Source organism: Odoribacter sp. N54.MGS-14 (assembly GCF_000980295.1).
Lineage (GTDB): Bacteria > Bacteroidota > Bacteroidia > Bacteroidales > Marinifilaceae > Odoribacter > Odoribacter splanchnicus.
Genome location: NZ_LARL01000014.1, coordinates 1 through 21,966, shown reverse-complemented (window position 1 = coordinate 21,966; position 21,966 = coordinate 1). Strand labels below are relative to the sequence as shown.

The 21,966-nt window shown below is 44.3% G+C and carries 16 protein-coding genes; 14 read left to right on the top strand and 2 right to left on the bottom strand.

Annotation, left to right across the window (positions count from 1 at the left end):
• The first annotated feature begins 63 nt into the window (after positions 1 to 63).
• From cls to WS42_RS15330, 3 genes are all read left to right on the top strand, one after another.
• Positions 64 to 1,518, top strand: a complete 1,455-nt coding sequence (gene cls / locus WS42_RS04840; protein ID WP_013613451.1) for a cardiolipin synthase — start codon at positions 64 to 66, stop codon at positions 1,516 to 1,518.
• Between the two features lie 53 nt (positions 1,519 to 1,571).
• Positions 1,572 to 4,049 carry a bifunctional UDP-N-acetylmuramoyl-tripeptide:D-alanyl-D-alanine ligase/alanine racemase gene (locus tag WS42_RS04835; protein WP_286728280.1) on the top strand — a complete coding sequence of 826 codons (2,478 nt, stop codon included), beginning with the start codon at positions 1,572 to 1,574 and terminating at the stop codon, positions 4,047 to 4,049.
• A gap of 408 nt (positions 4,050 to 4,457) precedes the next feature.
• On the top strand, positions 4,458 to 5,447 hold the full coding sequence (locus WS42_RS15330; RefSeq protein ID WP_013613453.1) for a hypothetical protein: 990 nt from the start codon (positions 4,458 to 4,460) through the stop codon (positions 5,445 to 5,447).
• Positions 5,448 to 5,870: 423 nt separating this feature from the next.
• On the opposite strand, the gene WS42_RS04825 is transcribed toward WS42_RS15330, so the two are convergent.
• Entirely contained in the window at positions 5,871 to 6,815 is a 945-nt protein-coding gene (locus tag WS42_RS04825; protein ID WP_022160615.1) for a 2-hydroxyacid dehydrogenase, read from the bottom strand.
• 209 nt (positions 6,816 to 7,024) lie between these two features.
• Here WS42_RS04825 and WS42_RS04820 point away from each other — a divergent pair, with 209 nt between their 5' ends.
• The 4 genes from WS42_RS04820 to WS42_RS04805 all read left to right on the top strand — a co-directional run bounded on the left by WS42_RS04820 (position 7,025) and on the right by WS42_RS04805 (position 11,826).
• Positions 7,025 to 8,590 carry a glycerol-3-phosphate dehydrogenase/oxidase gene (locus WS42_RS04820; protein ID WP_046450800.1) on the top strand — a complete coding sequence of 522 codons (1,566 nt, stop codon included), beginning with the start codon at positions 7,025 to 7,027 and terminating at the stop codon, positions 8,588 to 8,590.
• Between the two features lie 109 nt (positions 8,591 to 8,699).
• Positions 8,700 to 10,187, top strand: a complete 1,488-nt coding sequence (glpK, locus tag WS42_RS04815; RefSeq protein ID WP_013613469.1) for a glycerol kinase GlpK — start codon at positions 8,700 to 8,702, stop codon at positions 10,185 to 10,187.
• A 17-nt stretch (positions 10,188 to 10,204) separates the two neighbouring features.
• Entirely contained in the window at positions 10,205 to 10,942 is a 738-nt protein-coding gene (locus WS42_RS04810; RefSeq protein WP_022160619.1) for an MIP/aquaporin family protein, read from the top strand.
• A gap of 110 nt (positions 10,943 to 11,052) precedes the next feature.
• Positions 11,053 to 11,826: a DeoR/GlpR family DNA-binding transcription regulator gene (locus tag WS42_RS04805; RefSeq protein ID WP_013613471.1), complete on the top strand. Its 774-nt coding sequence runs from the start codon at positions 11,053 to 11,055 to the stop codon at positions 11,824 to 11,826.
• Between the two features lie 35 nt (positions 11,827 to 11,861).
• On the opposite strand, the gene WS42_RS04800 is transcribed toward WS42_RS04805, so the two are convergent.
• Positions 11,862 to 12,629: a YaaA family protein gene (locus WS42_RS04800; protein WP_046450799.1), complete on the bottom strand. Its 768-nt coding sequence runs from the start codon at positions 12,627 to 12,629 to the stop codon at positions 11,862 to 11,864.
• A gap of 231 nt (positions 12,630 to 12,860) precedes the next feature.
• Between WS42_RS04800 and glpA the strand changes: the two genes are divergently transcribed.
• The 7 genes from glpA (at position 12,861) to WS42_RS04765 (ending at position 21,838) form a co-directional block, all read left to right on the top strand.
• Positions 12,861 to 14,492, top strand: a complete 1,632-nt coding sequence (gene glpA / locus WS42_RS04795; protein ID WP_022160621.1) for an anaerobic glycerol-3-phosphate dehydrogenase subunit A — start codon at positions 12,861 to 12,863, stop codon at positions 14,490 to 14,492.
• 1 nt (position 14,493) lies between these two features.
• Positions 14,494 to 15,750: a glycerol-3-phosphate dehydrogenase subunit GlpB gene (gene glpB, locus WS42_RS04790; RefSeq protein ID WP_046450798.1), complete on the top strand. Its 1,257-nt coding sequence runs from the start codon at positions 14,494 to 14,496 to the stop codon at positions 15,748 to 15,750.
• A gap of 8 nt (positions 15,751 to 15,758) precedes the next feature.
• The gene (glpC, locus tag WS42_RS04785; RefSeq protein WP_013613475.1) at positions 15,759 to 16,979 is read left to right on the top strand and encodes an anaerobic glycerol-3-phosphate dehydrogenase subunit GlpC; all 1,221 of its coding nucleotides are present in this window, start codon (positions 15,759 to 15,761) and stop codon (positions 16,977 to 16,979) included.
• A 354-nt stretch (positions 16,980 to 17,333) separates the two neighbouring features.
• Positions 17,334 to 18,674 carry a glycerol-3-phosphate transporter gene (gene glpT, locus WS42_RS04780; protein ID WP_022160623.1) on the top strand — a complete coding sequence of 447 codons (1,341 nt, stop codon included), beginning with the start codon at positions 17,334 to 17,336 and terminating at the stop codon, positions 18,672 to 18,674.
• 8 nt (positions 18,675 to 18,682) lie between these two features.
• Positions 18,683 to 19,624 (top strand): HAD family hydrolase, encoded by a 942-nt coding sequence (locus tag WS42_RS04775; RefSeq protein ID WP_022160624.1) that lies wholly within the window; start codon positions 18,683 to 18,685, stop codon positions 19,622 to 19,624.
• 53 nt (positions 19,625 to 19,677) lie between these two features.
• A complete protein-coding gene (locus tag WS42_RS04770) occupies positions 19,678 to 20,829 on the top strand; it encodes a porin (protein ID WP_041557022.1) in 1,152 nt (383 codons plus the stop codon).
• A gap of 40 nt (positions 20,830 to 20,869) precedes the next feature.
• Positions 20,870 to 21,838 (top strand): YncE family protein, encoded by a 969-nt coding sequence (locus WS42_RS04765; protein ID WP_046450797.1) that lies wholly within the window; start codon positions 20,870 to 20,872, stop codon positions 21,836 to 21,838.
• Positions 21,839 to 21,966: the final 128 nt, after the last annotated feature.

Genomic DNA, 21,966 nt, shown 5'->3' with positions numbered 1-21,966 from the left:
AATACAAAGATAAAATTATTTGAAAATTGAAAACTGAAAACTTTTCCATTTTTTATATTTTTTATGTCCTGGTTGCAAATTATCATATATGTTTTAATCGCCCTGTATATCCTTACTGTGGCCAGTGTGGTTTTTAATGTGATTCTTGAAAACCGGAATCCGGTGCGAACCTTGGCATGGATTATCGTCCTGGTGACCGTTCCGTTGGTCGGTTTCCTTTTCTATCTCTATTTCGGTGTGAATTACCGGAAAAATAAGATGTTTTCGATGAAAGGCCTGGGCGATATGAAATGGCTCCAGTATATGAGCGAAGATCAGAAACAGCTGATCCGGAAATCGGAGTTTTTGAAAAAGCGGGAGACGGTAGAAGTGCGGAAGCTGATGACTTTATTGTTGAATAATAGCAAAGCTTTATTGACCCGTTATAATCAGGTCGAAATTTTGAATAATGGCGAAGAGACATTTCCGGCTTTATTCGGGGCTTTGAAAAATGCCAAAAAGTTTATCCATTTGGAGTACTATATTATCGGAGAAGGGAGATTGGCTACTGAACTGAAGGAGATTTTACTTCAAAAAGCTGCCGAAGGAGTCGAAATCCGGATCATCTACGATGATGTGGGATCATGGAGCTTGTCCAAGGAGTTTATCCGGGAATTGAGGAAATCCGATATACAGATTTATCCCTTTTTGCCGGTACGTTTCCACCATTTGGCGAATAAAGCCAATTACCGGAACCATCGGAAAATTGCCGTCGTGGATGGAGAAGTGGGATTTGTCGGGGGGCTGAATATCGCCGATCGTTATATGGACGGAGTACCCGGAATAGGCATTTGGAGAGATACCCACCTGAAAGTGACCGGGGAAGTCGTGACTTCGTTGCAGGTGATTTTCCTGATCGACTGGTATTTTGTCCGGCAGGAATTGTTGTTGGATAAGAATGAATACTTGCCCTACCATCAGGCCGATAATAATGTTATCGTGCAGACGGTTACTTCGGGACCGGATAGTGACTGGGCTTCCATTCAGCAGTCTTATTTTACGCTGATCAATATGGCGAAACGATATGTTTTTATTTCGACACCTTATTTTATGCCCGGAGAGACGACATTGAATTCCTTGAAGACAGCTGCGATGAGCGGGGTGGATGTCAGATTGCTGTTGCCTCATAAGTCCGATTCCTGGCTGACACATTGGTGTACCCGTTCGTATGTCGAAGAATTGTTGGAAGCCGGTGTAAAGATTTATTGGTACCAGAAAGGGATCAATCATAGTAAAGTAATTATTGTTGACGGCAGTGTGGCCAGCGTCGGGACGGCTAATATGGATTTGAGAAGTTTTGAGCAGAATTTCGAAGTAAGCCTGATCATTTACGACCGCGAAGTGGTGAAAAAATTAGCGGTAGATTTTATGAAAGATTTGAAAGTCAGTACTGAGGGAGCGATACAAAGATGGAAATTCAGGACGAAACGGGAAAAAGTGTGTGAATCGGTGGCGCGTTTGTTTGCACCGGTACTTTAAAAAAGTAAAAGGCTATAAGTATAAGTGGGAGGGGGGAAAAGAGGAGATATTATATGTTCAGAGTGAATGAAACGAAGTGTATGTTTAGTAGTAAAGAAATTTTAAGGATCTTGGATTGCAAAGCCTGTGAGGTAAAGGACTTTGAGATTACAGAAGTAAGCGTGGATAGCCGGTCGGTGAATAAACCCGAGTCGACTTTATTTTTTGCTTTAAAAGGAATTAATCATGATGGACATGATTATGTAGAAAAATTGTATGAACAGGGGGTAAGGAATTTTGTGGTAACCGAGCTGAGAGCGGATTTTCTTCCTTTGTCCGGGGCTAATTTTTTTGTCGTCGATGAGGTTTTACCGGCACTTCAGCAATTGGCAGCCTGGTATCGCGGTCAAATGAAGGCTGAAGTGGTCGGTATCACCGGGAGTAATGGAAAAACGATCGTCAAAGAATGGTTATATCAGTTATTATCGGATGAACCGGGTATTTATCGCAGTCCCCGTAGTTATAATTCACAGGTCGGAGTCCCTTTGTCTTTGTTGGGTATGGATGTTTCTACCCGTTTGGCCATCATTGAAGCCGGAATCTCTCTGCCGGGAGAGATGGGTAAGTTGCAGGCAATGATCCGGCCTGAGATCGGGATTTTTACGCATTTGGGAGATGCGCATGGAGAGAATTTTGAATCCAGACAACAGAAATTAGCGGAGAAAGCCATATTGTTTCGGGATTGCCGTTGTATTATCGGAAGAGAAGGGGAGGCTTTGGACTATATAGCTAGCCGGCTTCGACCGGATGTAAAAAAAATGATCTGGGGAAGTGGGAAAAATGCAACTGTCCGGGTTGAAGAGAAAGGGAGCACTGCCCATGAACGCCTGGTAGCCGTCGGATATGAGCATGTTGCGTTTACTTTGTCTATACCGTTCCCGGATGAAGCTTCTTTTGAAAATTGTATGAATGCCGTATGTGTTTTATTGCTGGAAGGGATTTCTCCGGCTTTCATCGCCGAACGGGTAGCCCGTTTGCAGCCTTTGGCGATGCGGATGGAAATAAAAGATGGTATAAATCGTTGTGTATTGATCAATGACTACTATAATTCGGATGCCGCTTCGTTTCAGTTGGCATTGAATACCCTGGCTATGCAGGATGCCGGGCGTGAGAAAGTCGTGATTTTGTCTGATTTCGTGGATACAGGAACCGGTGAGAGAGAGTTGTACCGGGAGGTAGCGTTGTTGTTGCGAAAGGCGAAGGTTTCTTTATTTATAGGTATCGGGGAAAAGTTAAGCCGGTATAAACCTTATTTTTTGGTCCCCCGCTGTCGTTTCTACAAGGATACGGATAGTTTCCTGCGCCAAGAGAACAGGGAGCAGTTTAAAGATCAGGTGATTCTGATTAAAGGTGCCCGTAAGTTCCGTTTCGAATACATCGCCGGTTTTTTACAGAAACAGTCCCACGCTACCGTGCTCGAAGTTGATTTCGATGCAATGGTGCATAACCTGAATTATTTCCGTTCTTTGTTGCCCCGGAAGACGATGATCGCTGTTATGGTCAAAGCTTTTTCTTATGGGAGCGGAGCCGGGGAAGTAGCGAGTTTGTTACAATATCAGGGGGTAAATTACCTGATGGTGGCTTTTGCAGATGAAGGAGTAGAGTTAAGAGCTGCCGGAATAACCATACCTATCGGTGTCATGAATCCTGAACCGGAGGCTTTCGATCATATGATCGAATTTAATCTGGAACCGGAGATTTATTCTCTCGAATTACTGGAGGCTTTCGACCGGGCCCTGACCAAACATGGCATAGAAAAATATCCTGTACATTTGAAATTGAATACCGGGATGAATCGTTCCGGCTTGGATCCGGAAGATCTGCCCGCTTTGCTGAAGTTTTTCGAAACGAAACGGAAAGTCATAATCCGTTCCATGTTTTCACATTTGGCCGGGAGTGACGAAGCCCGACACGATGAGTATACGTTGTTCCAGATCAACCGTTTTATTGAAATGACGAAAGAAGTCCAGGCCCGTTTCGATTATCCGATTATCCGGCATATTCTCAACTCCGCCGGAATAGAACGGTTCGGACAGTATGCTTTCGATATGGTCCGTTTGGGTATCGGATTACATGGGATCAGTGCCGTGGGGGCACCGTTATGGCCTGTCAGTAGCTTTAAGACCTATATTGCGGCAGTTCGTCAGGTGAAGGGAGATCAGACGGTAGGATACGGACGGAAGGGTGTATTGGGCCGGGATACCCGTATTGCCGTTATTCCTGTCGGCTATGCGGATGGGCTCGACCGCCACCTGAGCTGCGGAGTCGGTGAAGTATGGATCGGAGGACAAAGAGTTCCCATTGTCGGGAATATCTGCATGGATGCCTGTATGGTGGATATCACCGATACGGACGCACAGGTCGGGGATGAGGTGGAAATATTCGGAAAACATATTTCGGTGACCGAGCTTTCCGATAAATTAGGTACGATCCCCTATGAAATATTGACCAGCGTGTCTCTCCGCGTGAAACGAATCTATTTTAAAGATTAAAGCAAACGAATCAACCGTCCCCAGGGTTAGATATTGATTCTAGGAATGGCTGATTCATTTGCTGTATCTGATTAGTATACTGTCTTTTATTGTTGTCCGGTAAAAATGGTTCATGGTAAAATTATATGGACTCTAATTATTTAGGTTTGAATTCCGCTATTAAAAGCTGTTGTTAATGTCTGACCATTTTTAATGATTTTTATTCTCATATCACATGTACTAAATATTATTTGACAAATATGTAATATATTATTCATTTTTGCAAAATGAAATCAATTTTTTTCATTACATAAAACTTTCTGCAAAAAATAAAACTAATTTCAAAGGAAAAAGACAACAACCCCTTTCAGGTACATTTTACTATACTCCCCTTGATGGAGCACTTAGATTAACCGAAATACTACCTAAATGAAAGTAATTTTCTATATTTTGATTTTTTGTCTTTTCTTGATCTCGTGCGACGACGATGAAGAGAAGGTAATTCCTTCTTTGGACGGGGAATGGGAATTGACAAACTTTCATCTTTTCCCATGCTACACTAGTGACAAAGGTATCAGTTTTACCATAGGAGATTCTTTGTATATGGGCTTAGGAATTCCCTTTCCATCTTCCTATAGTTCGCCCACCAAGTTATGGCGGTATATGGAAACAATAAATTTTGTCGGTTGGGAGGCAATGAAAGATTTTCCGGGTACTCCCCGGACCGGGGCAGTTGCATTTACAATAAAAGACAAGGCATATATCGGTCTGGGCAAGTCTATCACTGATGAAAAGACATACTATAAAGATTTTTGGGTGTATGATGCCATAAGCAATAGTTGGGATTCCCTGACATTTGAATTTCCGGGAGATGCTGTGGTGGATGCTGTGGCTTTCTCTTTAAACGGCATGGGATATGTCGGAACCGGTTTAAAAGCCAATGGACTATATTCCGGTGAATTTTATCAATTCGATCCTCAATACGGTTGGGGAGGGAAAGCCAATATGGTATTGCCGAAAGCAGGAGCCACTACATTTCAACTCGACGGAACCGTTTATCTTTGTTTCGGACACAACAGCCACGAAGATAGCCGGGACGTTTATAAATTCAATCCGGAAGAGTTTCGTTTTATACCGTTAAATTCTCTTTTACCTGATAAGTATCCGGGAATTACACGTTCGTATGCATCTTCGTTCGTTTTAACTGTCGACGGACAGGAGTACGCTTACATTGCAGGAGGCGAATTAGGACTAAGTGTTGCTCCGCCCTATTGGTATTGCTGCCGGTACAATTACCTGAAAGATGAGTGGGAAGAAACTCCTCCCATGCCAAGATCCCGTCCTCACGTAATAACATTCACCAAGGACAATGCCGGCTATGTTTTATTTGATGACATCGCCTATAAGTTTGTTCCTTAGGAGGGTGTCCAAAAAGTATTTGGCACCCTCGATTTATTCGTATCCCTATTGGAGACTGAAATCAAATATCCGATTCTACAAGGGGGTATTTTGCCTTTTTGGACACCCTCTTTTTCCTTCAGTTCCCTTATATTTTTCCGGTTTCCCCCCGGTTGTTGTCATTTTGTGATTTTCGTCAATCAAAAACATCGAAGGAGTAGTGAAAAAGATTATAGTCGGTTGCAATTCCACTGTCAAAACTGCCTTCTGTGATATTTACCCATTCCAAATGTATTTTGTGAGCGTATAGCTAAGATATCTAAGGCCGATAGTGTTCCGTTATAGAACCGTTCACTTTAATCTGACCCGATAATCTTTGCTCCATCCGGTAAATGGCAAAAGACAAAAAAAGACGATAAATAATTTTAACATACACTTATCGATTTAAAGAACCTGATTTTGTGGGGTATTGTTCAGCCACATTTCGATATTCCTGATTACGATATTCAGCCGGGTTTCAAAAGCTTCCCGGGTGGCGTAGCCCATATGCGGCAACATCAGTAGATTAGGTGCATTAAATAATTCCAGGTTCAGAGGAAGCGGAGGTTCCTGATCGTAGACATCGACGGCTGCTCCGGCTATTTGTCCTTTTTTCAGGGCATTGTAAAGCGCTTCCTGGCTGACGATGGGGCCCCGGGCAGTGTTGATCAGGACAGCATGTGGTTGCATGAGTGCAAATTCGTTTGTCCCGATAAATGCTTTGGTTTCCGGGTTCAAGGGAAGATGTACCGTAATGATATCCGATTGACGCAGAAGGGTATCTTTGTCCACCTGGGTGATATGAGGAAGGGCCTTGGGGCTGCGGTTATAGCCTAAAACCTTGCATCCGAAAGCGTTGGCTAACAGAGCTACCCGTTGGCCAATGGCTCCGAGCCCGACGATACCTACTGTTTTTCCGTGAAGTTCGCTTCCCAGGACTCCCTGCCGGTCTCCGCCGATACGGAGAATGGCATCTCCGCCTACCATTTTTCGGTACACGGCGATCATCATTCCGATCGTTAATTCGGCTACTGCTTCTGTAGAGTAACCGGCGGCATTACAAACCGTGATACCCCGTTTTTTACATTCTTCCAGATCGATATGGTCCACTCCGGTAAAGGCTACAGAGAGCATCCGGAGCTTCGGACAATTTTCAAAGAAATGTTTCCGCAACGGAATATTGCTGACTACGACAACTTCGGCATTTTGGGCCCTTTCGATCAATACCTCTTCATTCTCATTCCGGTCGTGATAAAAAGTGACTGTATGTCCCTGGTTTTTCAGAGTAGCCAGACTTTTGTTTATCGTGCATTCGCACATTCCTAACGATTCGACAAATACGATATTCATACTTACATACTTTTAATGCTGTGTTCTTTCCGGGTAAAACTACAACGTGTTTATCCCAGGTGTTTTGGAGCCTCTAAAATAGTGAATATTTTGATAAAGTACACGGATCGTTTTATTTTGAAAACCAGGAAGACCCTGTATTTTTCTGACAGAAAGAGATACTTTTTAATTTATTTTTCGTACAAGGTTATAAATCAGATAAAATAACTATGAAACGAGAAGATTTATTATCCAAAATCTCTGATCCGTCCAAAGTCTGGGATGTTGTCGTTATCGGAGGAGGTGCAACCGGTTTGGGAGTTGCCGTAGATGCAGTTACAAGAGGGTATAGTGTCGCTTTATTCGAATGGGAAGATTTTGCAAAAGCAACTTCCAGTCGTAGTACCAAGTTGGTGCATGGAGGAGTCCGGTATTTGGCTCAGGGAGATGTTTCATTGGTATTGGAGGCTTTGTACGAAAGGGGATTACTCCAACAGAATGCTCCGCATCTGGTAAAAAATCAATCTTTTCTGATTCCGAATTATCGTTATTGGGATAACTTTCTTTATACAGTCGGACTGACGATATACGATATCCTCGCCGGCCGTCTTAGTCTGGGGCGTTCTAAATATGTATCCAAAAAGAAGACTACGTCTTATTTACCGACGGTCCGGGTGGATGGTTTGAAGGGAGGGGTAGTCTATCATGACGGTCAATTCGACGATTCCCGCCTGGCAGTCAATCTGGCTCAGTCCTGTGTCGAAAATGGCGGATGTCCGATCAACCGTATGAAAGTAACGGCGATATTACACGGATCCGATGGCCGGGCAAGAGGGGTGAAGGTTCAGGATTTGATGAACGGGCAGGAATATGAAGTGAAAGCCAAAGCGGTGATTAATGCGACCGGCATCTTTGTGGATAGCATTATGGAAATGGATGTGCCGACTCACGAGCATATGGTGAAACCGAGCCAAGGGGTACATTTGGTCCTGGATAAGTCGTTTCTGCAAAGTGATTACGCTATCATGATCCCCAAGACCGACGATGGCCGGGTATTGTTTGCCGTGCCCTGGCATGACAAAGTGGTTGTCGGAACGACCGATACTTTACGGGAACATCCGGAATTGGAGCCACAAGCTCTGGAGTCGGAAATCGAATTTATCCTGAATACGGCCGGACGTTACCTGACTCGTAAACCTCAACGGAGCGATGTCCTTTCGGTATTTGCCGGATTACGTCCATTAGCGGCTCCCAAAAAGGAAGGTAAAAGTACGAAAGAAATTTCCCGGAGTCATAAGATTTTTGTTTCTGAAAATAAGCTGATTACCATCACCGGAGGGAAATGGACCACCTATCGGAGAATGGCAGAAGATACGGTGGATAAGGCGATCGAATTGAATCTGCTGGAAAAGAAAGCATGTGTGACAAAAAAATTCCGGATTCATGGTTATCAATTAAATCCGGATCTCAATAATCATTTGTATATTTATGGCTCGGATATTCAGGCGATCAAAACCTTGATGCAGTCCGATCCGGCTATGGCCGAAAAACTGCATCCCAAATATGATTACACTGTGGCCGAGGTGGTATGGGCGGTTCGGGAAGAGATGGCATTGAATGTTGAGGATATACTGGCCAGGCGTGTCAGGTTATTGTTCCTGGATGCCCGGGTGGCTGCCGAAGTTGCCCCTAAAGTGGCCCGGATCGTTGCCAAAGAATTGGGATACGATCAGGCCTGGATCGATGGGCAGGTAAAAGAGTTTACCGATTTGGCCGGACGCTATATTTTAGAGTAAAACGTATATTTAAAAGTTACAGCGGTTTTAAAGGCGGCAAGGGGTTCAGGAGTTAAGTTAACCGCTGTAACCCTTGTAACTGAAAAAAGTATATTTTAATTATTCAGGAATGTCAGAACAGTATATTTTATCGCTCGATCAGGGAACCAGTAGTTCCCGGGCAATTGTTTTCGACCACGATGGTGAAATCAAAGCTGTGGCTCAGCAAGAATTCCGGCAGATATTTCCTCAGCCGGGATGGGTGGAACATCATCCGCAGGAAATCTGGACCTCCCAGGCTTCTGTGATTGCCGGGGCTATTGCTTCGGCCGGTATTAACGGATTGGACATCGCTGCCATCGGGATTACAAATCAGCGGGAGACGACGATTGTATGGGATCGGGAGACCGGACAACCGGTTTATAATGCTATCGTCTGGCAAGACCGCCGTACGGCTTCATACTGTGATGCTTTGAAGGCTGAGGGGAAAACCGAATTTATCCGGGAGAAGACCGGATTGATCATAGACGCTTATTTCAGTGCCACTAAAGTCAAATGGATTCTGGATCATGTCGAGGGGGCAAGGGAAAAAGCCGAAGCCGGAAAGCTTATTTTTGGAACGGTGGATTCCTGGCTGGTCTGGAAATTGACCCGTGGGGAAGTGCATATTACGGACGTCACCAATGCTTCCCGTACGATGCTTTATAATATCCATCGGCTGGCCTGGGATCCGGAATTATTGGAACTGTTCGGTATTCCTGCCGCGATGTTACCTGAAGTCAAGACTTCCAGCGAAATATATGGACACACGAAAACGACCCTCTTTGCCCATAAAATACCGATTGCAGGCATTGCCGGGGATCAGCAGGCAGCCTTGTTCGGTCAGATGTGTACCGAACCCGGAATGGTAAAGAATACTTATGGAACGGGGTGTTTCCTCTTGATGAATAGTGGTGATAAACCGGTTGTCTCGAAGAATAATCTGCTGGCGACCATTGCCTGGAAAATCGGAGAAGAAGTGACTTATGCCCTCGAAGGAAGCATTTTTGTCGGCGGGGCGATCGTTCAGTGGTTGAGGGATGGTTTAGGGATTATCCGCTCTTCGGGCGAGGTGGAGACTTTGGCACATAGTGTACCGGATGCCGGTGGGGTTTATTTTGTACCGGCATTGACAGGCTTGGCCGCTCCCTATTGGAATCAGGATGTCCGGGGAGCTATTTCGGGTATTAGCCGTGGAACGACAGCCGCCCATATTGCCAGGGCTGCCTTGGAGGGAATCGCTTTTCAAACCATGGATGTGGTCAATGCCATGATCCGGGATGCCGGTATCGAATTGAAAGAATTGCGGGTGGATGGAGGAGCTGCTGCGAATAATGTGTTGATGCAGTTTCAGGCCGATATTTTGAATACCACGGTCATACGACCCAAGATCATCGAGACCACAGCCCTGGGGGCTGCTTATCTGGCCGGTTTGGCGGTAGGTTATTGGAGCGATATTCATGAAATCCGTCAACATTGGCATAAAGAAAAGGAATTTATTCCTTCCGGAGAACAACAGAAAATGGAAGAACTGAAAGAGGGATGGAGAGATGCTGTCGATCGGGTGCTTGAACGATAATTGTATATTGGCTTGCTATGACGATTTCTTTATTCACAAAATGTCTGTTCGAATTTATCGGTACTGCTTTGCTGATCCTGCTGGGAGACGGAGTGGTGGCCAGTTCATTACTGAAGCATTCCAAAGGTTTCGGCGGAGGCTGGGTGGTGATTACTTTTGCCTGGGGATTTGCCGTCATGTGCGGGGCATTTGTGGCCGCTCCCTACTCGGGAGCTCACCTGAATCCGGCTTTGTCTATCGGTTTGGCGTTGGCTCATACTTTTCCCTGGGCTTATGTACCTGCCTATATTATAGCGCAATTGGCCGGTGGATTTTTGGGAGCTGTTCTGGTCTATGTTTTCTATAAAGATCATTACGATGCAACAGAAGATCCCGATGTGAAATTAGGTACTTTCTGTACGATGCCTGCAATCAGGAATATCCCCCGTAATCTGATCTGTGAGGTCATCGGTACTTTTGTGTTGGTTTTTGTCATTTTGTGTCTGGCTATCGATGGGAATACGCCTGAGGTCGGATTGGGATCTGTGGGATTGTTTCCGGTGACTTTCCTGATTGTCGCTATCGGTATGTCTTTAGGAGGAGCTACCGGTTATGCTATCAATCCGGCCCGGGATTTGCCTCCCCGTTTCGCTCATTTTGTTTTACCGATCCGGGGTAAAGGGAGTAGTGGATGGGGATATAGTTGGGTCCCGGTTTTGGGTCCTATCCTGGGGGCCTGTCTGGCTGCCGGGTGTTATAAAATAATTTTTCCTTGACTTCCAAATCCTATTCTGAGTAATTATTTTTACCTTTGTTAGCTCATTTGGTGTAATATAAGGTGAAGTGTCTGAATGTTCAGCCCTTTTATACGAATTTAAAAACTGGAATGGAAAAGATAATGTCATTGTCTGAAAGACATCAAAAGATTTTAGAATTATTAAAAGTAAACGGAATCGTTTCAGTAAATAGTCTTAGCCGGCAATTGAATGTTTCTTCGGTGACGATCCGGAAAGACTTGGGATTACTGGAAGAAAAGAAATTACTATATCGTTCACACGGAGGAGCTATTCAGATCGATCCCTATATAGCCAACCGGCATGTGCAGGAAAAAGAAAAACAGTTTCCGGAAGAAAAGAAAAGGATTGGTATGAAGGCTGCCGAAATGCTGACTCCCAATGACGCTATCATTATTGCTTCCGGTACTACGGTATTGGCTTTTGCCCGCTGTATACCTCCGGAGGCTCAGCTGACCGTACTGACTTCTGCGATGAACGTTGCCATGGCTCTCTTGAATTGTCAGCAGGTGGAAGTGATTCAGTTGGGCGGTATTGTCCGGCATACCTCTTCGTCGGTTACCGGGGAATATGCTTTGCGGATGTTGGAGAATTTTTCCGGGACGAAGCTTTTTCTGGGGGTAGATGGAATCGATTTAAAATATGGACTGACTACCACGAATTTTATGGAAGCCAGTGTAAATCGTGCGATGATCGATGCGGCGCAAAAGATTATTGTCCTGACCGACTCTTCTAAATTCGGCCGGCGGGGGTTTGGAAAGATCTGCGAACTGGATGCTGTCGACCAGATTATCACCGATTCCGGCGTATCTCCCAAAGTGGTCCGGGAATTAGAGGAGTTGGGGATTAAGGTGTCGATCGTCTAAGGAGCTTTATTTTTTATGTCGAAGATACAAGTGATTTATTCCAATACAAACGGCAATGCCTCTGCTTTCGCGTGGACGATTTCGGGCCGGTAATTGAATTCTTCGTAGGAAAAAGCAGTTAGTTCTTCTTTAGTCGTCAGGCGATTTTGAAGGATATAGCGGGTCATGGCACCACGACACATTTTGGCATATACGACAATGGTTTTCAATTTGTCTTCTTCACGAATGAAAAATTGAGGTTCCAGGACTTTCACTTCCCGTCTGACCCGTTTCCAGTCGAACAGACGGGTCATTTCCTCTGTGGCAAGATGCACCAGGCGGCCATCGTCCTGCTTTACTGAATCGATCAGCACATCGGTCAAACGTGGTTCCCAAAAATCGAACATGTTCCGGTTGTTGTTGTTCGGTAACTTTACGTTACCCTCTAAACGGTAGTTTTTGATCCGGTCCATAGGCCGGAGCAAGCCATATAAAAAGGAGCAAATCCACAGATGGTTGTTGGCGTAGGCATAATCGGCTTCTGTAAATTCCCAGGCGCGGAGGTGGCGATAGACTATGCCGTTGTATGACAACACGGCAGGCCCGCTGTCGTCGGAATCGAAAAAAGACAGATAACGTAGTTTATTCAGGATAGCCAGGCGTGGATTACATTTCAGGGCTTTCCCCAATTCCGCTTCCGTGAAGGCCGCTAATTGGAGTGCATGGCGTTCGGCTTCTTCCAGAAACTTCGGCTTTGTCAGGATTGACGGTGAAAGCTCAGGCCTTGTCGTCATGTTTTTGGCACAAGCGAGTAATATCTGCATGGTCTTGTTTTTAGAACTTATACAAAAGTAATAAAATAATCAGGAAACAATAGGCTGTTTTTCCGGGTATTTCAACGTGAGGCCATTCGGTAGATGGCTTTTCGTTTCGGGGAGTAATTGGGATATGGTGTTTCATTTGTTTTCGTTTTGATTGAAAATACTTTCGTTTTTCTTTTGAAATGTTTTGAATTGTTTGTTTCTTTGTAGGTGAAAATATAATTTTCTGCACAAATGAAACAAAATGATATGACCAAGCCATTTGATGTGATTGTAATCGGCGGTGGCGCAACCGGTGCTGGAATTGCCAGAGACTGTGCCCGTAGAGGGATTCGTGTGCTTTTGATCGAGCGATTCGATATATCGACGGGAGCGACGGGACGAAATCACGGTTTGTTGCATAGTGGTGCCCGCTATGCAGTGACTGATCAGGAATCGGCAGAGGAATGTATTAAAGAAAACAGGATTCTTCGGCGGATTGCCAGTCATTGTGTGGAAGAGACCGACGGTCTGTTCCTGAGTTTGCCGGAGGATGACATTCAATATCAGGCAAAATTTGTCGATGCTTGTCGACGTGCCGGAATCCGGGCCGATATTATCGATCCGAAAGAAGCGCTGTTGCTGGAGCCATCTGCCAATCCGGCTATTATCGGGGCGGTAAGGGTTCCCGATGGGGCTGTCGATCCTTTCCGTTTGACTACTTCGAATATCATCGATGCCCGTAATCATGGGGCTGAAATTCTCACTTACCACGAGGCGACGGAATTAATCCGTGAACAGGATCGTATCGTCGGAGTGAAAGCCCTGGATCATAGGACGAAAGAGACTAAAAATTATTATGCTAACGTTGTCGTAAATGCCGGAGGAATCTGGGGACACAACATCGCTAAGATGGCGGGAATAACGGTGAATATGCTGCCTGCTAAAGGTGCCCTGCTGATTTTCGGGCATCGGGTGAATAATATTGTTTTGAACCGGTGCCGCAAGCCTGCGGATGCCGATATTCTGGTTCCGGGTGACACGATTTCATTGATCGGAACCACTTCGAGCAAGGTGTCGTTTGATGAAGTCGACCGGATGTATGTGACTCCCGGTGAGGTGGATTTATTGTTACGCGAAGGGGAAAAATTGGCTCCGGTCCTGGCACAAACCCGTATTTTGCGGGCTTATGCGGGTGTACGGCCTTTGGTTGCGGCAGACGACGATCCGAGTGGCCGGAATGTGAGTCGGGGAATTGTGCTGCTGGATCATGCTGTCCGGGATGGACTTGAGGGATTTATTACGATTACCGGCGGGAAGCTGATGACCTACCGGCTGATGGCTGAGTGGGCTACCGATTTAATTTGTAAAAAGTTGAATGTGAACGTCCCGTGTACGACCGCCAGTGAAAAATTGCCCGGTTCGAGGGAGGATCGTGAAGAAGTGGAGAAAAAGATTATCTCGGTACCCTTGGCTCAGCGAAATTCTTCTATTTACCGGCATGGAGATCTGGCGGAAAGATTTTCCGGGAATGATGTGCTGGAAAATAGTTTAGTATGTGAGTGTGAGGAAGTTTCTGTCGGAGAGGTAAAGTATGCTTTGAATGAATTAGAAGTGCACAATCTGGTGGATTTGAGAAGAAGGACGCGTGTCGGAATGGGTACCTGTCAGGGAGAACTTTGTGCATGCCGGGCTGCCGGATTGATGAGCAGTATGCATAAATATTGTACTAAACGGGCGAAAGAAGATCTGGCTTCTTTCTTGAATGAGAGATGGAAGGGGATGGCGCCTATCGCCTGGGGGGATACTTTGCGGGAAAGTGAGTATACAGCCTGGATTTATGAAAGTGTGTGCGGTTTGAAAATGTCTCAAAAACAAGAAGAGTAATATGAAATTCGATACGATTATAATCGGGGGTGGACTGGCAGGATTGGTTGCCGGTATTTGTTTGTCGAAACACGGACAACGTTGTGTCATTATATCTTCAGGACAAAGTGCCCTGCATTTTTCTTCCGGTTCTTTGGATTTGCTGAATGTGTTGCCCGACGGGACAGAGGTGGCTCATCCTTTGAAAGCTATCGGACAGTTGCAGGAACAGGCGCCTGCCCATCCTTATGTAAAAATGGGGATGGAGGTATTTTCAAGACTGACCGGTGAGGCTGAGCGATTTTTTGAGGAAGTCGGAATCCATATGAGTGGAAGCGCCTTGAAGAATCATTATCGGGTGACTCCGATGGGGACGCTGAAGCCTACCTGGCTTACTTTGAAAGATCATCCGGATTGTGATGCTGCCGATCGTTTACCCTGGAAGAAAATAGCAATATTCAATGTCCTGGGATTTTTGGATTTCTATACTCAGTTTATCGCGGATGAGTTCCGGAAAATGGGTACTGAAAGTAGGATTCATTCGTTTAATTTCCCTGCTTTGGAATATTTGCGTAAAAATCCTACTGAGATGAGGTCTGTCAATATTGCCCGGATGTTTGAGAAACAGGAAAATCTGGACGAACTGGCCACTTTGTTGAAAAGGGAAGCTGGTGAGGTTGAGGCGATCGTGTTGCCGGCGGTATTCGGTTTGAATCAGGATACAGCCTTGGATTATTTACAAAAGAGGGTTGGAAAAGAAATTTGTCTCTTGCCTACTCTGCCTCCTTCTGTCCCGGGGATCCGTACACAGCAGCAATTACGCAAATGTTTCCAGCAAGCCGGAGGTGTATATATGCTAGGGGATACCGTTTTGCGGGCAGAACAGGAAGGGAATCGGATTAGCCGGCTCTTTTCTTATAATCACGGAGAGATTCCTTTTGTCGGAAAGCATATCATCCTGGCTAGTGGCAGTTATTTCAGTCAGGGATTGATCGCTACTTCCGAACGGGTGTATGAACCTGTTTTTGATTTGGATGTCACTTATCCGGAAGATCGGAATCAGTGGTATGGCCGGAATGCATTCGACCGGCAACCGTATGAAGGTTTCGGTGTGAAGACGGGAACTGATTTCCGGGGGATGGTGCACGGGCAGGTATTGGAAAATTTGTATGTGGCGGGAGCTGTTCTGGAGGGATTTAATCCGATTAAAGAAGGATGTGGTGGTGGGGTTTCTGTTTTGAGTGCTTTGTATGTAGCTGAACAAATTTTAAGTAAATAAAAGAGGTTATGAATCTTCAACAACATAATATTAGTGACAATAATTTCGAACAGTGCATCAAATGTACGGTTTGTACGGTTTATTGTCCGGTAGCGGCTGTCAATCCGGATTATCCCGGTCCTAAACAGGCAGGTCCTGACGGAGAACGCCTGCGTCTGAAGAAGTTCGGTTTTTATGACGAGACCTTGAAATATTGTATCAATTGCAAGCGGTGTGAAGTGGCCTGTCCTTCTAATGTGAAGATCGGAGATATCATCCAGGCGGCAAGGATTAAATTCAGTAAAAAGAAACCGGGAGTACGGGATTTTATTCTGGCGAATACCGATTTGGTCGGGACTCTCTCCACTCCTGTGGCGCCGGTTGTGAATGCAACGCTGGGATTGAAACCGGTAAAAGCGATTTTGGATGGAGTGTTGAAAATCGATCATCGCCGTACTTTCCCGAAATATGCTTTCGGAACTTTCGAAAGCTGGTATAAGAAACAAGTGAAAGAACAACTTGCTTTTCCGAAACAGGTGAGTTATTTCCATGGATGTTATGTGAATTACAATTACCCGCAGTTGGGGAAAGATCTCGTTAAGGTTATGAATGCCCTCGGGATCGGGGTGAGGTTGTTGGAAAAAGAAAAATGTTGCGGGGTGGCGCTGATTTCGAATGGTTTTATCAAACAAGCTCGGAAACAGGCTGATATCAATATCGGTTCGATTCGGAAATCGGTCGTGGATAAAAATATTCCTGTTATTGCCACCTCTTCTACCTGTACTTTTACGATTCGGGATGAATATCCGCATTTGTTGGGCGTGAAGAATGAAGATGTGAGAGAGCAGGTAGAGCTGGCTACCCGCTATATTTACCGCTTGCTGAGTCAGGAAACCGGACAATTGGAGTTCAGAAAAGATAAGAAACTACGGGTGGCTTATCATACTCCTTGTCATATGGAAAAGCTGGGGTGGGCTTATTATTCGATCGAATTATTGAAGTCGATTCCGAATGTGGAACTGGTATTGCTCGATTCGCAATGTTGCGGAATTGCCGGGACTTACGGTTTCAAAAAGGAAAATTACAAGACTTCGCAGGATATCGGTAATTCCTTGTTTAAACAGATCGAGGAATCCGGTGTGGATTATGTCGTAACTGATTGTGAAACTTGTAAATGGCAGATCGAAATGTCTACTTCTAAATGTTGTAAACATCCAATCTCGGTCTTGGCGGAAATGTTACAGGATTGAAAGAAATAGTTTTCTGGGAGTTGACCGGCCGGAGGCTTGTTTCCCGGTCGGTTAGGTTTAAAAACCATGGAGTGTGTTCAAAAATCGGGGATTTGTTTGTTATAAAACATCTTGTGCGTGATGAACTTTGAGTTCGAAAGGGTGTTTTTCGAAGCGAAATATTCGCACCGGATATTTTTAAATAAATTCACCAAAAATTTTCATAATTTTTTTTGGATATATGGAGTTTTTATCTACTTTTGTTTCGAAATGAAGATGTTTTATTTCATTTCAAAATAATGTGCGCCGAAAACGTTGTAATAACGAAAGTGATAGGTTTTTCTTAGAAACAATTTGAATCTTAAACTAATAGCTATGTGGAGTTTTTTAAAACCAGAGCCTCATCGGCCCTTGTTGTCAAAAGAAAAGATTGATCCGACGTATAAGCGTCTGCGTTGGCAAGTATTCATCGGTATCTTTATTGGATATGCAGGCTACTATTTAGTTCGGAAGAATTTTTCTCTTGCTATGCCTTATCTGGTGGATATGGGATTCGATAAAGGGCTTCTCGGGGTTGCTATTTCAGCTAATGCTATTGCCTATGGATTGTCTAAGTTTATTATGGGTGGGGTTTCAGACCGTAGTAGTGCCCGTAAATTCTTGCCCTTGGGGTTGACATTGTCGGCTTTAGCTACTCTTTTATTAGGTACGAAAGTGGGAGTTTCTTCCATCGTCTCTATGTTTATTTTGCAATTTCTGATCGGTTGGTTTCAGGGGATGGGATGGCCTCCGTGTGGCCGCGTTATGACGCATTGGTTTTCACAAAACGAAAGAGGAACGAAAATGTCTATCTGGAATTGTGCTCACAATGTAGGTGGTGCTTTGATCGGTCCGATGGCTGCCGGTGGTTTGGTATGGTTCGGTTCCTGGCAAGCCGGTACATTCTGGTTTCCGGCGGTGGTGGCTTTGATTATTGTGGTTATCGCTTATTCGTTGATCCGGGATACTCCGCAATCTTGTGGTTTACCTCCTATCGAAGAGTATCGGAATGATTACCCTAAAAATTACAGTGCTAAATCGGAGGTTGAACTGACGGCTAAAGAGATCTTTTTCAAATATGTTTTGAATAATAAGACTTTGTGGTTTATCGCGCTGGCCAATGCTTTTATTTATCTGATCCGTTACGGTGTATTGGATTGGGCCCCCACCTATCTGAAAGAGGTGAAGGGATATGATATTACAGAAATCGGTTGGGCTTATTTTGCTTATGAATTTGCTGCTATTCCCGGTACGATCGTATGTGGATGGTTGAGTGACAAATTGTTCAAGGGACGCCGTGCTTTAACGACCATGATCTATATGGTTTTGATCGCTGTTTCGATCTTTGTTTACTGGCAGTTCAGTGCTACTCCGCTGATGGATAGTATTTGTCTGATTGCTATCGGTTTCTTGATTTACGGACCGGTGATGTTGATCGGGGTACACGCTTTGGATCTGGCTCCTAAAAAGGCTGCCGGTACGGCTGCCGGATTTACCGGGTTCTTCGGCTATTTCTTTGGAACGGCCCTGTTCGCTAATATCGGTTTAGGTTATATCGTGCAGCATTTGGGATGGAATTGGAACTTTATCGTTTTGTTGGGTGCTTGTGCTTTAGCCTTCCTGTTTATTGCATTTACTTATAAAGAAGAACAATATCTGGTTAAAAACAAAAACTAATTAAATCCATGATTAAGAAGAATTTAACGAGTAGTATCATCCTGGTGATGATGCTACTGATCACCCCCTGTGTCTCTGCACAAACCTATCGGCAGATCAAAGGATGGTCAAAAGAAGTCAATGATCGGCTGGAAGATTTCCTGAATTCGACCATTACGATGAAGATTCGGAAAGTGGCGGTTTTCGATGGTGACGGTACGGTTATGGGACAGGTACCTCATTATTTGGCGGATGAAGCTTTATATCAATATGCCGACGAACATTTTAAAGGAAAAACGGATAAGTTTTCGAAAGAGAAAATGGCGATCCTGAACCGGATGGTAAAAGATGGAAATAATGTGGGGAAACCTTATGTCGAGGATCGGGTGCATTTTTTGGCAGGACTGACGCCCGAAGAAATTCTCGAAATGGGATATGCATGTTACCAGACTTCTTACCGGAACAAGTTCTATCCGGAAATGAAACAACTGATTGCCAATCTCAAGGAATATGGATTCGAGGTTTGGATTTTGACCGCTTCTCCGGAATTTTTATATCAGAAATTTCTGGCCGAAGAACTCGGTATCCCGGAGGTCAATATCCTGGGGGTAAAATCGGTGGTTGTCGACGGTAAATTGACAGATGATATCATCTTACCGATTCCGCAGGATGACGGTAAAGCAAATGTGATCCCGACCTTTATTAAAACCCGTCCTTTGGTTGTCGGAGGGAATAGCCGGGGAGATATGGATATGCTCAATCAGTCTTGTGGATTGAAGATTGTGGTGAATCCGGACGATAAAACAGTGCGTGGGAAAGAAGACGGGCCGATGAACGGTTATACGGTAAAAGGCTATTGGGAAAAAGAAGGGGCTTTGATCGTGAAATGTCATGATGTCAGGGAACCCGGTCTGCGTTTCCATACAGAAGAATGGGGAATCCGCGAAAATGTATCTAATCCGAAAGAATAATTCAGGAATAGAATTATATAATTGATTTTACGTATAATTTATTTGATGTTACTATGAAAAAAAATTTTCTATTAAACGTGGTAATGTTGTGCTGTGCTTTATTTGTAGGTACATCAGCATGGGCAAAAACTGAAGACGGGGAAGCTGCTGCTAAAAGCGAACCGGTGTCAGCCAATGAAGAAGAATTATTGAACAAAATTCTTTCTAAGTTACCGAAAGTATCCGGTTATATTCAGACCGGTTATAATTATGGAGATAAGAACGGGGATAACAGATCTTCTTTCCAGTTGAAGCGTATGCGGGTACTTCTTGACAAAAAGATCTCCAATACGTTTGATTTCCGGGCTCAGTTCGAATGTTTTTCCGGTTCTACCGATGGCGGGGCTTACAAAAAGAAAGTCATTACTGTGATGGACGCTTTTGTCAGTGCTCACATTAACAAAGCCATCAACTTCCGGGCAGGACAATATTATCTGCCGCTGGGTTTCGAGAACTACGATATTTCTCCGGCTACTTTGGAGACTGTAGATTTCTCTAATATCTGTTATCGTATGGTATGCCGGAATGCGATTTCTTCTGCCGATCTGATCGACTATGGACGTGATCTCGGTGTGATGGCTTACGGTGATCTGTTGCAGAATCAGGAAAAAGGATTCAGCTATTTGAGCTATAATTTATCTTTGACCAACGGTTATTTGCCTACTTTGAACGATGACAACAGATGTAAAGATTTCGTCGGTCGTCTGACTTTCCGTCCTGTAAAACAGTTGAGTATTATGGGATCGTACAACTACGGTGAATACCAGGGTAAAGTCGGAGACGATGTTAAAAAATATCTTCCGATGAATCGGGTGATTGCCGGTGCCTGGTATTTCGACCCGAACGGTCTCGATCTGCGTGCTGAATACGGCCATATCAAAAGTAGCGAAGCTAATGTAGAAGAAGACGGTTTTTATGCTTTGGCCGCTTATCGCTTCGGAAAATTCCTGCCGGTAGTACGTTACGATATGTACCGCGATAAAACCAACAAGACCTCTGCCAACAACAGAGATGCTTACCTGGTGGGTTGTACTTACGAATTGATCAAGAACCTGAAATTCCAGGTTAACTATATCCACTCTATCTATACCGATAAAGTGAAAGATGCAGGTACGCGGACAGGAAACGGAAATAGTTTGCAAATCATGCTTTTGGCTAAATTCTAAGATTTGATTTACCTTTATTAATATCCTAAATTCCTTTATTATGAATAAATTATTTTTTGCAATGGCACTGCTTTTTGTAGGCATGTCAGTAAATGCACAACATCTCGGTTCAGAATACCGGTTGAAAAAAGTGATTCCGGTTGCCGGACGTCAGGGAATTGCTATCGATAGCAATTACTACTATGTTTCCGACACCAAAGTACTGTACAAATACGACAAACAGGGAAATCTGGTGATGAAGAACGATCAGCCGTTCCAAAATCCCGAAATTGCCAACCACTTCGGTGATATCGATATCTACAATGGAGAAATTTACTGCGGTATTGAAAAATTCGAATACGGACGTGGTTATAATATCGCCGTATCGATTTACGATGCAGAGACTTTGAAATGGAAACGCGATCTGCCTTGGTCTCCTGAATCAGGACAAGTAGAGGTTTCAGGTCTTGCTGTTGATCGGGAGAAAAATATGGTTTGGATGTCTGACTGGGTAGATAGCCGTTACGTATATTGCTATAGCCTGGAAACCGGACAGTACTATACCAAAATGCAATGCCGTCCTACTCCGTACTGGTGTCAAGGTATTTTCATCGCTGATGGAAAAATGCTGTTCACCTCTGATGATGGCGAAGCTTTGTACAATATTCCTGATAATATCTATGTGGCTGACATCTCTGAAGTACACTTTACCGGTTTACAAGACGGAACTGAAGTGGTGAAAGAAACTCCGTTCAGCGTAAAACTCGATAAAAAGGGAAAACCTGTTATGCGTAAAGGTAAAATTGCAGGTGGTGCAAAAGCCGGAAGAGTTGAATTATTCCGCGAAATGAGTGATTTCCGCCGTGCAGGTGAAATCGAAGGACTCTCTATTGACCCGGTAAACGACGACCTCGTTGTATTGAACAACCGTGGTACACTGATCGTTCTCGGTATGTCACAGGGTCCGTTCGCTGAAGAAGGGTATACCGGTGAAATTCATGAACTTTATATCTACGAGAAAATTAAATAATTGTAGGGATAGATCCTGAATGATCTGAAAACAATTACTTTCAAATGAGATGGGGCTGTCCAAAAAGTCGGATAGCCCCTTTTGCTATTGTTTATTTCGGTAAAAAGAATTATCTTACCGTTGCAAAA

Excerpts from the sequence above, each read along its gene's own strand:
- cls (WP_013613451.1), top strand. The coding sequence starts at position 64 with ATGTCCTGGTTGCAAATTATCATATATGTTTTAATCGCCCTGTATATC.
- WS42_RS04835 (WP_286728280.1), top strand. The coding sequence starts at position 1,572 with ATGTTCAGAGTGAATGAAACGAAGTGTATGTTTAGTAGTAAAGAAATT.
- WS42_RS15330 (WP_013613453.1), top strand. The coding sequence starts at position 4,458 with ATGAAAGTAATTTTCTATATTTTGATTTTTTGTCTTTTCTTGATCTCG.
- WS42_RS04825 (WP_022160615.1), bottom strand. The coding sequence starts at position 6,815 with ATGAATATCGTATTTGTCGAATCGTTAGGAATGTGCGAATGCACGATA.
- WS42_RS04820 (WP_046450800.1), top strand. The coding sequence starts at position 7,025 with ATGAAACGAGAAGATTTATTATCCAAAATCTCTGATCCGTCCAAAGTC.
- glpK (WP_013613469.1), top strand. The coding sequence starts at position 8,700 with ATGTCAGAACAGTATATTTTATCGCTCGATCAGGGAACCAGTAGTTCC.
- WS42_RS04810 (WP_022160619.1), top strand. The coding sequence starts at position 10,205 with ATGACGATTTCTTTATTCACAAAATGTCTGTTCGAATTTATCGGTACT.
- WS42_RS04805 (WP_013613471.1), top strand. The coding sequence starts at position 11,053 with ATGGAAAAGATAATGTCATTGTCTGAAAGACATCAAAAGATTTTAGAA.
- WS42_RS04800 (WP_046450799.1), bottom strand. The coding sequence starts at position 12,629 with ATGCAGATATTACTCGCTTGTGCCAAAAACATGACGACAAGGCCTGAG.
- glpA (WP_022160621.1), top strand. The coding sequence starts at position 12,861 with ATGAAACAAAATGATATGACCAAGCCATTTGATGTGATTGTAATCGGC.
- glpB (WP_046450798.1), top strand. The coding sequence starts at position 14,494 with ATGAAATTCGATACGATTATAATCGGGGGTGGACTGGCAGGATTGGTT.
- glpC (WP_013613475.1), top strand. The coding sequence starts at position 15,759 with ATGAATCTTCAACAACATAATATTAGTGACAATAATTTCGAACAGTGC.
- glpT (WP_022160623.1), top strand. The coding sequence starts at position 17,334 with ATGTGGAGTTTTTTAAAACCAGAGCCTCATCGGCCCTTGTTGTCAAAA.
- WS42_RS04775 (WP_022160624.1), top strand. The coding sequence starts at position 18,683 with ATGATTAAGAAGAATTTAACGAGTAGTATCATCCTGGTGATGATGCTA.
- WS42_RS04770 (WP_041557022.1), top strand. The coding sequence starts at position 19,678 with ATGAAAAAAAATTTTCTATTAAACGTGGTAATGTTGTGCTGTGCTTTA.
- WS42_RS04765 (WP_046450797.1), top strand. The coding sequence starts at position 20,870 with ATGAATAAATTATTTTTTGCAATGGCACTGCTTTTTGTAGGCATGTCA.